The 14,765-nt window shown below is 36.9% G+C and carries 1 protein-coding gene; it reads left to right on the top strand.

The genetic code is table 11. The annotated features are described in order from the left end of the window. Positions 1-150: 150 nt before the first annotated feature. Complete coding sequence (locus U9966_RS08555; protein WP_306346588.1) at positions 151-14,712, top strand: YadA-like family protein; 14,562 nt, start codon at positions 151-153, stop codon at positions 14,710-14,712. The last annotated feature ends 53 nt before the right edge of the window (positions 14,713-14,765 follow it).

Below are 14,765 nucleotides of genomic sequence, written 5' to 3'. Positions count from 1 at the left end.
AGGCATATTTCGTTGTTTTTATTTACTTTATCTGCTTTTTTTATTTGCTATCATATTGTTATAGATGTTAATATAACAAGAATATATTTATTTTAGATACTAAAAAAATACCATTATTGGTGTTCGCAAGTTCATTTCAGGAGAACAACTATGAACAAAGTTTACAAAGTTATTTGGTGCAATGCTACACAAACATTCGTTGCTGTATCAGAGTTAAGCAAAGCAAGAGGGAAATCATCTACTACAACAGTGGGAAGTGTGGGGCGTTCTATTTTACCAAATTTCAAATTGGCGACATTGAGTTTAGCATTAATAACTGCACTTGGACTTGTCGGGCAGAGTTATGCGGCATCTAGAAATTTAATAGAGCATTTTGGGAAAAATGAGGGAGATGTTACTTCTTCATTAGCTATAGGGGATGGTTCTTTAATCAAACAGGGGAATGATCCAGATGTCTCTCGAATAACTCAGGCGATTGCTATTGGTATTGGTGGTTCTGATGTAACGGGTAAGAAAAAAGGGGCTATTGTATATGGCGATCAATCGATAGCTATTGGTGGAGATGTTGAAGCAAGAGGAAATTCAAGTATTGCAATAGGTGGTGATGACACTGATAAGGTTGCAGCGAAAAGAATAGAGTTTCATCTACAATCCATAAAGGAAGATACTGGTCAAATAGAGGATCTTGTAAGTAATAAAGACATTAGTAGCATATATAGAGAGGCTACAGGTAAGAATTTGCAAAATATTCACGGTAAACAATACCCAAGAACTGCTTCAGGTGGAGGTGCCATTGCTATTGGTGCTAAGACACAGGCATTGGGTTATTTAAGTACAGCACTTGGTGTTGGGTCTTATGTTGATGAAGACGCAGTTATGGCTACAGCATTAGGTGTTGGAGCAGATGCAAGTAAGATAAATTCAGTTGCATTAGGTGCTGGTTCAGAAACGGATCAAAATGCAAGAACTTGGACAGCTTCTACAATACAATCTTTGGATGAAAATGGTAATGCCATAGATGGGAAGTTTATTACTTATCATAACTTTTCTAAACGAGCTGTCGATTTAAATTTAGGTGATTATGTTTCTGTTGGTAAACAGGGCTATGAAAGACAAATTAAAAATGTGGCTCCAGGTGAGGTTTCTCCAATTTCAACAGATGCTATTAATGGTTCACAACTAGCGGCAGTTGCAGGACAAACACAGGGTGCAATACAGAAATTAAAAGATGGTGGTATTGATACTTATTTTCACGTAAATGAGGGTGGTCAAGGAAGTCAAAAAGAGGGAGATGCTACAAAGAACTTAGGTGGTATTAGGGATAAAGCTGGGGCAAAAGGTAATTATTCTATAACTGGCGGTGTTGAAGCCGTCGCTAGTGAAAAGTTTGGAATAAGTCTTGGTTATAAAAGTTCTGTATTAAAACAAAATGGTGTTGCATTGGGATCTAATTCATCGGCTACGGAAAAATATGGCGTTTCTATTGGTTCGTTTGCAAATACAAGTAAAGTTGGTGCAGTTGCACTGGGTCCTTCAGCAAATGCTTCTGTTGAAAGAGGGGTAGCGCTTGGTGCGAATTCAAATGCTGACCGTGAAGGTTTTGCAAGCGGAGTAACAGTAGAAACTGCGGATAATGCCACTTTTGGTGGTAATAAAGTTTATGCAATGCGTTCAGCACTTGCTGGAGATAAAACAGGTGTTGTGAATACCGTTAGTACTAATGATACAGGCGCTGTTTCTGTTGGTAGTGCTGAAAGAAAACGTCAAATTATTAATCTTGCAGCAGGTTCAGAAGATGGAGATGCAGTAAATGTTGCTCAATTAAAAGCGGTGGCAAATACAACAGAAGGGTATTTCCACACTAATGATGGTACAACAACTCAAGCTACAGGTGATGCTGATACCAATTTAGGTTTTATTAATGAAAAAGCAGGTGCGACAGGTACACATTCTGTAACCGCAGGTGTTGATGCAAAAGCAACAGGAAATTTCGGTTCAATGGCTTTAGGGTATCAAGCTTCTTCTTCAGAAGATGGTGCTGTGGCGATTGGTCAAGAATCGGTATCTAAGGGTGCTAGTTCAGTGGCAATAGGATATGACACTTCAGCAACTGATATTGGGGCGATAGCATTAGGAAGAAAAGCGGTATCCGATCATAGTGGAATTGCAATGGGGAATGAATCTCACTCGCAAGGTTTAAGTGGGATTGCTGTTGGTTATCAATCTGTAGCAATAGGGGATAATACTGTTGCTGTGGGAAAACAGACCAATGTTGTTGGTCGCAATAGTACTGCTGTTGGTTTTCAAGCAAAAACCAGTGATCAGCTTAGTACGGCATTAGGACAGTATGCTTGGGGTAAAGGATTAGAGAGTTTGGCAGTGGGGTCATTTACTAAAGCAGCGGGATCTCAGAGTATTGCGATAGGGAATGATGTACACGCTGATGGAGAAAGAACCATTGTTATAGGGAGTCGTGAAAGAGGAACTGATAGCTATGATGCTGTTAATGACTCAGCAAGTTCAGGAAATATGGCAATTGCTATCGGTAGTGGTAAGACGCTTAAGTCTAATGATAAATTAGCAGAAGCAGATGGCGATTATTCTATCGCATTAGGCACCAGTGCAAAAACTGAAACAACGGCGGTTGAAGGTATTGCAATTGGACGTGGAGCGAATGTTACAGGTGAAAAATCTATTGCTATTGGTTCTGGAAATACGGTAAGCGGTAATAACTCAGGTGCCTTTGGTGATCCAAGTACCATCAGTGGTGATAATTCTTATAGTTTTGGTAATAATAATACTATTGCAAATACGAATACTTTTGTATTAGGGAATAAGGTGACAACGGTTACGGATAATTCTGTTGTTTTAGGTAACCTTTCCAAAGATAAAGTCGCTGTTGCAGTGAGAGAGGGAATTGTTAATGGTGTGACTTATGGCGCTTTTGCAGGCGTTGGTGCACCAGCAAATGGCGTGGTGTCTGTGGGTGATGTAGGGAAAGAAAGACAAATTGTGAATGTCGCACCCGGTGAAATTTCAGCAACATCAACCGATGCAATCAATGGTTCTCAATTACACGCCGTCGCCAAAAAATCAGCGTGGACACTTCAAAAAGACGGTGAAGATGTAGATAAAGTGGCGGGTGATATTGTCAATTTTGCAAAAGGCAAAGGTGTTTCTGTTAATATTACCAAAGAGGAAGGAAAAGATGGGAAACCAGATGTGAATACTATTACTTTTGATATTGATTCAAAAGGATTACCTCAAACAAAAGTGGCTGAAGGTAAAAATATTGAAGTAACGCCTGAGTTTGATAGTCAAACAGGCAATACAACTTATACTGTTGATGGGCATAAAACTACTGTTACTAAAGGGGATATGATTGATGTTGAATATACCCCAAGTAATAATGGTTTTGATCACGATTATAAAATTTCATTAAATGAGGATACACAAAAGAAAATTAATGCACTGAGTAAAAAAGTATTTGGCTTAAATGCGGATAATCTGGCAGAACAATCAATAAAATTAGGGGATACGATTAATATCCGAGCAGGTAATGCAGATGATACTTCAACCAAAAATCTAAAAACAGAAGTGAATGGTAGCACTGTTACTATTAGTATGAAAAATAAACCTGTTTTTGAAGAAGTAACAGCGGATAAAGTGACAATAAAAGATGCTCCAACAAATGGAACAGATGCGATTAATAAAAAGTATCTTGATGATCAATTAGGTAATACCTTTAAACTGACCGATCAATCTGGTGACTCAACGGCAACGCAGACACTAAATAAAGAAGGTGGCTTAGACTTTAAACTTGTTGGTGAAGAGGGTATTGAAACTAAAGCAGTCGCAGGAAGTAATCAAGTTAAAATTAAACTTGATACTGAAACAAAAGCGAAGATTGATAAAGTTAATACTATTGAAACGGATGTTACCACATTAAAAGCGGCTAAAAAAGACTTAACGGATGCAGTTGATAATTTAGGGAATAATACCATTCAGTTAGCAGGAAATGATGGTGAAACAAAAACTAATCCACTTAATCAACAAGGCGGTATCAAGTTTAATATTGAAGGTGAGAGCGGTGGTGAGATTGTAACCGAAGCCCAAAAAGCCAATAAAGTTGTACTTAAATTAAATAAAGCAACAAAAGATAAATTAGCTAAATTGGATGAAGATAAAAACTTATCTGATAAAGCGGATAATGATTTATCAAATATCACCGATGATGGTAAGAAAAATATTACTAAGTTAGGTACCATTGTTGAAGCTGCGGATAACAGTGTTGATGTTTCCGCTCCAGAAGTCGATCCAACAACAGGACAAAAAACCTATAAAGTAAAAGTTGCAACCACAACTTTAGCAACTGATCCAACTGGAAAAGTCACCGCACCGACAAGCGCAGACGCAACTAAAATTGCGACAGCAGGTGATGTAGCAAATGCAATAAATAAGGCAAGTCATAAAGTTAAAGGCTCAAATTCGAGTGATGTGATTACAGCAAAAGATGGCGAAGCATCTATCAAAGCAGGTGATCAACTTCATATTGAAGCAGCTAAAAACTTAGAACTAAAAATGGATGGTAAAAAAATTCAGCTAACGACAGCAAAAACAGTTGAATTTGATAATGTTAAAGTTGGTGATGTTGAATTAGATAAAACGACAGGCATCAATGCGGGTAATAAAAAAATTAAAGGCGTAGCCGCAGGGGAAGATCCAACAGATGCGGTTAATAAAAAACAACTTGACGATTTAGTTGCAATATCGAAAGAAGAAGTGACCGCTGGTGATGGCGTCTCTGTTGTAAAAACAGATGCAACAGCAACCAAAGGGGCTTCATTTGAAGTGGCGATTAAAACTGATGGTAAAACAACTGAAATTGATAAAGATGGTAATATTGTGGTGAAAACCGCACCATTAACAACCAATACTGATGGAACAGTAGTAACACCAACAGGTGATGCGGCTAAATCTATTGCAACAGCAGGCGATGTAGCGAATGCAATTAATAATGCAGGTTGGAATTTACAAGAAAGTGGTCAGCCAAGAGATAAAGTAATTGCAGGCGATACCGTAAACTTTGTTGATGGGGAAGGGACAACAGCATCTGTGGTTACAACCAATGATAAAGTAAGTGTAATCAAATATGATGTTAAGCTTGATGAAAACACCTTTGAAGTTGATCCAGCAACAAATAAAATCAAAGCCAAAACAACAACATTAACACCAGTAACTACAGGTGATAATGCGGGTAAAGTGGCTGAACCAACAGGTGCTGATGCAAATAAATTAGTGACTGCGGGTGATATTGCAACTGCGATTAATTCAGCCAGTCATAAAGTTAAAGGAACAAACTCTCAGCTTCAAGTTACTAAACAAGATGGAGTAACAACAATTGCAACGGGTGAAACCTTAGAAATTGAAGCGGGTAAAAACTTGGTGCTTAAAGCAGATGAAGGAAACAAGAAACTTCAATTATCTACTGCAAGTGACGTTGAGTTTGATAAAACAACTGTGGGTAATGTTGTAACAGATAGTACAACAAATAAAATCACTGGTTTAGAGGCAGGAACGAATGATGAAGATGCCGTAAACTTTAAACAATTAAAGGATAATGCACAGTCAATTGCGAACACCTTAGGTGGTGGTTCAACGGTTAATCCTGATGGTTTTATTACCTCACCAACACTTGAAGTGGTTGATCCAGTTACTGGAAACGATACGGAACCAACTACGGTTGCAGGAGCAGTGAAAAACCTAAGTGACGCAGTAAATAATCCGTTATATGTAAAAGCAGATGTATTAGAAGGAACGGCAAAAGAAAAATCAAGTGCACAAAAACTTGGTTCAACACTTCAAATATTAACAGGTAAAACCTCTGATGGTACATCTGGTGATAATTTAGAAACTAAAGTTGAAAATGGAAAAGTCACCATTTCAATGAAAGATAATCCTTACTTTGAAGAAATTCAAGCAGGTAAAAAAGATAGTCCAATTACTATTGGTGCCAAAAATGGTAAAAATGTAATTTCTGGACTAGAGAGTACATTACCAACTGGAGATACCAATGCAACTGCCCCAACATTAACTGATGCGCAAAAAGGTCAAGCGGCAACATTGGGCGATATAATGAATGCAGGCTGGAACTTGCAAGAAGATGGTAATGCACGTGACTTAGTGAAATCTTATGATACTGTTAATTTTGTGGATACAGATACGGTTGAAAATACCATTGTTACTACAGATAACAAAGTGAGTGAAATTAAGTTTAATGTAAAAACAACGCAATTAACCACTAATGATGCAACGGGTGAAATCACGTCGCCAACTGGAGATGATGCGAAAAAACTGGTGAATGCAGGCGATGTAGCGAATGCAATCAGTAAATCTGGTTTTGTATTAACGGCAGAAGGACAAGACGGTAGTGTTGTTAATCCGGGTGAAACTGTTGATATGAAAAACACTGATGGCAATATTGTGATTAGTAAAGTGGATACTGATAATGATGTAAATTATGATCTTGCAAAAGAATTGAAAGGATTAACATCAGTTGAAACAGTCGATGCAGCGGGCAATAAAACGGTTCAAAATGGAGCAGGCGTTACTATTACACCAAAAGATGCCACTAAAAATCCAGTATCATTAACTAAAGATGGTCTAGATAACGGTGATAACAAAATTACTGGCGTGGCAAAAGGTGATGTTAATGCGAACTCAACGGATGCAGTGAATGGTGCTCAATTGCACGAACTTGCAGAAAAACCAATAAGTTTTGTCGGTAATGGCACAGAAGCAGATAAAATTACGAAAAAACTGGGTGAAACCTTAACGATTAAAGGTGGCTTGGCGAATGATGATGAGGCGTCTGATATTAATACTTTTGTTAAAGAAGACAATGGTGAATTAGTCATTAAATTCTCTGATAAACCAGTATTTGATGAAGTTACCGCAAAAGATGGTCTAACCATTGGTAAAGGTGGCGATGCGATTAATATGGCACCAAGTAAAACTAAAACAGTTGGTGGTACAGAAGTGCCAGCGGTTGATATGGATGGCAAAACCTTTACTGGCTTGGCATCTAATTTACCTGATACGAATACAACAAAAGGTGAAAAACCAAATGACTTAGTTTCATCAAATGCAGCAACACTTGGTGATGTATTAAATTCAGGTTGGAATTTACAAGTTGAAGGTGCGGATGCAGACTTTGTTAAACCTTATGATACTGTAAACTTTGTTGCAAAAGAGAACAGTGGTATTACTGTTACTGAAAAAGCAGATTCAACAGGCACTAAAACAAATATAGAAATTGGTTTAGAGAAAGGTGAAATTACTTCTTCACCAAATGCACAAGGAACAAATGGTTTTGTAACAGGAATTCAAGTCGCTGAAGCAATCAATAATTCTGGCTTTAAATTAAAAGCTCAAAAAGGTGATGGAGAGCTGGGTACATCTAGTACTACAGAGACTGATCACGAGCTTATCAATCCAAATGATGAAGTAATTATTGAAGCAGATAAAAATATCAAAGTAACACAGAAAAAAGGTGTTATTGAGATTGCAACCAAAGATACTGTTGAATTTGACAATGTTAAAGTTGGTGATGTTGAATTAGATAAAACTAAAGGCATCAATGCTGGTGATAAGAAAATTACAGGTGTTGCTCCAGCAACAATTGGTGATAATTCAACAGATGCGGTCAATGGTTCACAACTTAAAGATTTGGCGGATCAATTAGGTTTAACACCTGATGCAACAGGTAATGCTTTTGCTACACCAACATTAACTCAAATAGAAAATGCAGATGGAACAAAATCGGCTGCAGCAACTAATTTAGTGGATGGTGTAAATCAGGTAACAGCAAAAGTGAATGAAGGTATCAACTTCGGTGCAAGTAACACAACTAAGGGCAATCAAAAATTAGGATCAACCCTTGAAGTGGTTGCGAGTGATAAAGTTGCTGGCGAAACTTATTCGGAGAAAAATCTCACCACGACATATACAAAAGATGCCGATGGTAATGGTAAGATTTTAGTTGAAATGAATGAGAAACCAGAATTTAAAGAAGTCTCTATTGAAGGCTCAACGGTTAAATTAGCTAAAGACGGTTTAGATAATGGTGGAAACACAATCACTAATGTTGCAGCGGGCGATGATGATACAGATGCAGTCAATGTATCTCAATTAAAAGACGTTGCTAATCAGGCTGCGGATAATAATCCATTTGAATATACCAATGTAGATGGTGATAAATTAGTTAAAGTGGGTGATAAATACTTTAAAGCTGGCTCTGATGGTAAACCAACTACAGAAGAAGTTGCAAAAACTGATGTAAATGTATCCGCTAAGGGTGATGCTAAACCATTGAATAACATTAAGAGTGTAATAGGTAATAACAATGGTGATGGTGCAATTACTGCGGATAAAGCAAAAACTGCAGTAGGTGATTTATTGACCAAAACAGGTGACTTAAATCAAGCAGCCACAGCAGGTGATTTACAGGCTTTAGCACAAGCAGGTTTAGACTTTGCGGGTGATAACGGTGCTGATACTACTATTCATAAAGAATTAGGTAAAAAACTGGATATTATCGGTGGAGCAGATAAAACCAAATTAACAGAAAATAATATTGGTGTAAATGCTGTTGATGGTAAGTTAAAAGTACAACTTGCGAAAGACTTAAAAGGTCTTGATTCTGTGGTGTTAGGTGACACAACAGGTGATGATGTTGTTTCAATGACCAAAAATGGAATTAATGCAGGTAATAAGAAACTGACGGGTGTGGCTCCTGCAACTATTAGTGATGCCTCTACTGAAGCAGTAAATGGTTCGCAAATTAAAGGAATATCTGATTCTATTGCTAACGCTTTAGGTGGAAACACAACAGTAAATCCTGATGGTACAATTTCTGCACCAACATTTACATTAACAAATGGAAATCCAGTAGATGGTGGAACGACTACATATAATAATGTAGGCGAGGCATTAAATGGTTTAAATGAAGCAGTAACGAAACCAATAACCTTTAAAGCGGATGAAAATGCTGATACTGGTGCTGATGGTTCACAACAAAAATTAGGTTCTGAATTTGAAATCTTGGCAGGCAATGCGACAGAAACATCAACGAAGAACTTAAAAACAAAAGTTGAAGACAATAAAGTTACTATCTCTATGTCTGAAAAACCAATCTTTAAAGAAGTAACTGCGGAAGATAAATTAACTATTGGTACTGGGGATAATGCAATAGTATTAGAACCAACGAAAACAACGGCATTAAAAAATGGTGCACAATCTCCTGTCAATGCACTTGATATGAAGGGTTCAACCTTTACAGGTCTTGCAAGTAATGTCGCACCAGTAACGAATGAAAACGCAGTCATTAATCCTAATTTCTCACCTGCACAACAATCGAATGCAGCAACATTAGGTGATCTATTAAATACTGGTTGGAATTTGGAAGTTGCAGGGGCACCAGCAGACTTTGTTAAACCTTATGATACGGTAAACTTTGTCGGAAAAGAGGGTGTGACAGTTACTGAAAAAACAGATTCAACGGATAAGAAAACCACTATTGAAGTAGCAATAGCTAAAGGTGATGTTACCGCTAATGCGGATACTGGAATTGCAGAAGCAGGACAACCAGATGGCTTTGTAACAGGTCTGCAAGTTGCAGATGCGATTAACTCAGCATTCTGGAAAACAGGAACTGGAGCTTCAGAAAAAGGTGGCGTAGTTGAACCAGCAGATGAAGTTAAAGTTAAAGCTGGAAGTAAAGTAGAATTTACATCTGGTAAAAATATGAAAGTGAAACAAGTTAATACTGCTAATGGTGTTAAATATGTTTATGCGACTAAAGATGATGTTGAATTTAACTCTGCAAATATCGGTGGCGTAGAAATTAGTAACGATGGTATTAACTTAAATGATAAGAAGATCAAGGGAGTTAAGAAAGGAACTGATGATACTGATGGTGTAAATTTAGGTCAAATTAAAGACATCTCTAATTCAGTTGCGAATACATTCGGTGGTAAAAAAGTAGTTAATCCAGATGGAACGGTATCAACTGAGTTTGATGTTCCAGGATTAACAGGTGGACCATTTGATAATGTTGGCGAAGCACTGAAAGGTTTAGGTGATGAATTAGACAAAGGTCACGAATTCCAAGGTGATTTTGCTGATGCTTCAGATGTAGATGGGTTCTTAAAACGTAAACATGGTGAGCGTTTAATTGTCAAAGGTGGAAAAACGGTAGCTAGCGAATTAACAGAAGGAAATATTGGAGTAGAAACATTCTCTGATAATACAATGTGGATTAAGTTAGCTAAAGACTTAGAACTTACCGCTGAGGGTAGCGTCAATTTTGATGGAACTAATCTTGATAAAGATGGTTTAGAAATTAAAGATGGTCCTAAATTTACTAAGACTGATATTGATGCAAGTGGTTTACAAATTCACGGTGTTAAAGCAGGTGAGCAAGGAACTGATGCAGTTAACGTATCACAATTAGAAAAAGCTCAAGCAGCAGCTAAAACAGTTGTTAAAAAAGGCGATCATATTGCAAGTGTTGTTAAAAAAGATGGCACTGCTACAACACCTGATGAATACACCATAAATGCAAAAGATATTAAATCAGGCTCTGAGGGATTAGATGTTGTTGAAGCAGCTGATAAATTTACTATTGACTTGAGTCAAGCTAACAAAGATGCCTTAGAAAATGCAAAAAATGGTTTCTATATAACCGCTGATAATGTAACAAATGGTGTTTCTGATGTAACAAAAGATAATGTTAAATTAGATGATCGCCCAGTTAAGTTTACTGGTGGTGATAATAACCCTAACATTGTTACTACGGTTGATGATAATGAAATCACTTTTGATTTAGCAAATACCATTACGGTAGGTAATTCAAATGCAGGCGGTAAGCCAGTTGTTATAAATGGCGAAAAAGGTGAAATCACTGGATTAACGAATACAACATTTGATCCTAGTGCAACTTATAATGATAAAAAAGCAGCAACAGAAGAACAGTTGAAATCTGCTTATGATCAAGTTAAGAAAGTAGGTGAAGATTATGCTGATAGTAAGACATTTGGTTTAAAAGGTGCTGACGGCAAAAAAGTTGAAAAAGCAGTTGATAATGTTATTGAAGTCGTTGGTGCGGATAGTAATATCTCAACAGCAGTGAAAAATAATAAATTGATGATTAAACTTGCTGATACCTTAACAGATATTAAGAAAGTAACAGGTTTAGACGATCATTTATCGCCTGTAACCGATGAAACTAAGCAAGGTGTTAAACCAACTGATTTGGCAACAATAGGTAAAGATGCGGCAACGATTAATGATTTAATGAATGCAGGTTGGAACTTAGAAGTTGCTGGAGAAGAAAAAGACTTAGTAACCGCTTATGATACCGTTAATTTTGAAGGTGAAGGTCCTGTAACTGTTACTCACGAAGCAAAAGATGGTAAGCAAAATATCAAGATTGGTATTAAGAAAGGTGAGTTAGAAACAGACGCCAATGGTAATGTGATTGCTAAACCAGAAAAAGATGGTTTTGTAACAACACAAGATGTGGCAGATGCGATTAATAGTACAGGCTTTAACTTATCTACTAATGGTACGGATGCTAAACTTATCAAATCTGGTAACAAAGTAGATATGAAAAATACGGATGGAAATCTTGTTATTTCTCATAAAGACATTGTTGAGGCAGGTAAAGTTATTGGACAAGAAGTTAATTACGATTTAGCAAAAGATATCAAGGTTGATACGGTTGTTGCTAAGAAAGGATTAACAGTTGGTGAAGGTGCTGATGCGATTACCCTAGCACCAGCTAAAACAACTAATATTAATGGAGTTAATAACCAACCAGCATTAGATTTAGGTGGTAAATCAATTACTGGTTTAGCAGATAATCTTGTTCCAACCGAAGGTAAACAAGAACAAGCTGCTCCAAATACAAATGAAGTTAATGGTAAAAATGCAGCCACTGTCAATGATGTGATGAATGCAGGTTTTAACCTCAAAGCAAATGGTGTGGCTAAAGATTTTGTGAAAGCGTATGACACAGTAAACTTTGTTGACGGTAATATGGCTAAAGTTACGATTAGTGATACCAATGAAATTAAAGTGGATGTGGATACAACACAATTACCTGTTGTTTATACTGATAAAGAGGGTAACAAAGTTGCAAAAGGTAAAGATGGATTCTGGCATAAACTAAATGAAGATGGTTCATTAGATTTAGCACAGATAAAACCAGAAGATGTAAAAGCAACAATGCAATCGCCATCGGGAGATACAATAACGGGTACTAAATTAACTAATGTTGCACCTGCTAAACTTTCAGATGACTCTAAAGATGCAGTAAATGGTTCACAACTTAAGAAAGTGGCTAATACTTTAGGTTTAGAATTAAATGATGCAAAAGATGACTTCAAAGCACCTGTATTAAATGTATTGAAAGATGCTAAAGGTTCTGATCAACCTAAACCTGTAACAGTGATTGATGCAGTCAATGGTTTAACAGAGCAAGTCAATGCAGGTATTAACTTTGGTGCAAGTAATACAACGAGTGGCAAACAACAATTAGGTTCTAAACTTGATGTTGTTGCTTCTGATAAGGTTGATGGTCAAACTTATTCAACAAACAATTTAACCACTGAATATGTTAAAGATGCTGAAGGCAATGGTAAGATCACGATTTCAATGAAAGAAAAACCTGTCTTTAAAGAAGTTACCGCAGACAAAATTATTGCGAAGAATGGCTTAAACGTGGGTGATATTGAAATTACACAAGCTAAACCAGATGTTATTACAAAAGGTAGCAAGCCAACAAAAGCACTTGATTTAGGTGGTACAACCTTAACCAATATTGCTGATAACTTAAATGATGGCAATGGTACAAGCGAAAAAGCACCAGCAGATGTTAATGGTAGTAACATAGCAAGTGTGAATGATGTGCTAAATACTGGTTGGAATTTACAAGTTGATGGTGTAGAGAAAGACTTTGTTAAATCTTATGACACTGTAAATTTCAAAGGTGAAAATGGTATTAAGGTTAAACATAATACTGCAAATGGCATAAATGATATTATCATTGCACTAGAGTCGGCTGATTTTGGTAAGGGTAACAATGGTACATCAAGTGGTGCAACCAATGGCTTTATTACCGCACAAAAAGTTGAGGAAGAGCTAGATAAATCTGGCTTTACTCTGACTGCATCAGGTAAGGATGGATCTTTAGTTCAACGTGGTGAGTCTGTCGATCTTAAAAATACCGATAAAAACTTAGTTATTACTAAGGATAAATTAACTAATGATGTTAATTTCGATCTTGCCGATAAAGTTAATGTTAAGGAAAGCTTAACTGTTGGTAATACGGTGTCTATCAGTAAAAACGGTATTGATGCAGGTAAAAAGCAAATTACTAATTTAGCAAGTGGATTAGTTGATAAAGATGGAAAAGCGGTTACAGACCCACATAAAGCAGTAGCAACAAATGCTGTAAATGCAGGTGATTTGGCTACTGTTCAGGATAATGTAAATGGCAATGTTGCAAACATTAATAATATTAACAAAATTATTGGTGGAACAGATACTAATGGGAAGCCTGTTGATGTTTCTGATGCTTTAAAAACTTATGATGTCGAAGGGCAAACAGCAACAAATAATAATACGGTTGTTTCAGCTATTAAAAATATGAATGAGGGTGGTATTAAATACTTCCATACAAATGACGATAGTGGTCAAAAAGTTGGTGGTGCAGTAGCGAATACCGAAGATTCAAGTGCTTCAGGGAAAAATTCTACAGCTATTGGTCGTCAAGCTTCAGCAACAGCTGAAAATACGATTGCCTTTGGTCATGGTTCTCAAGCAACAGCTGAAAATTCAATTGCCATAGGTACGGGCAATATTGTTAATGCTAAACGATCAGGTGCATTTGGTGACCCAAGCTATATCAGTGCAAAAGCGGGTAAAGATGGCAAGGGTAGTGATGTAGAAGGAAGCTACTCTGTTGGTAATGATAATGTTATTAATAGTTCAAATACTTTTGTATTAGGTAATAACGTTAATAATTCAGGGAAGAAAGATACTGATGGAAAACCAGTTGCTCAAGGTGATACTGTTGAAAATTCTATTTATTTAGGTAATCAAACTACTGCGACAAAAGGAAATAGAGCAGGTACACAAAACTTAGATAAACAAGGTAAAAAAGGTAAAACAACTACAGCTGGGGATAGAGGAAAAGTTGAATCAGCTACAGTAGGCAGTATTACTTATGGTGGTTTTGCAGGAGCTCAAGCAAATGGAGTTGTTTCTGTAGGGGCGTCAGGAAATGAACGACGTATTCAAAATGTTGCTGCAGGTGAAATATCTAAAACTTCAACAGATGCTATAAATGGTAGTCAACTTCATGCAACTAATAGAGAAATTGCTAAACTCTCTAATAAATTAGGTGATATGAAATCTGGAATAACTGCAGGCGTTGCGGGTGCTTATGCCGCTGCTGCTTTAGGGCAACCACACGATCCTGGTGCTAGCTCGGTGGGTGTGGCAGTAGGTAATTTCCAAGGAGAGTCTGCATTATCATTGGGTATTTCAACTATTTCTGATAATGGTAAATGGATTTTAAAAGGAATGGTAACTCACGATACACAAAATCATACAGGTGCAGGAGCCAGTGTGAATTATCAGTGGTAAGAGGGAAACTATTGTTAAGTTGAGTTTCTTTGAAGCTCAACTTTTAATAATTG

It is taken from the genome of Pasteurella atlantica (assembly GCF_963693435.1).
GTDB classification, from domain to species: domain Bacteria; phylum Pseudomonadota; class Gammaproteobacteria; order Enterobacterales; family Pasteurellaceae; genus Phocoenobacter; species Phocoenobacter atlanticus.
The sequence above is the reverse complement of the archived record's forward strand: the minus strand, read 5'-3'. Positions and strand labels throughout refer to the sequence as shown.

Coding starts and splice junctions, on each gene's coding strand:
- U9966_RS08555 (WP_306346588.1), top strand. CDS start 151: ATGAACAAAGTTTACAAAGTTATTTGGTGCAATGCTACACAAACATTC.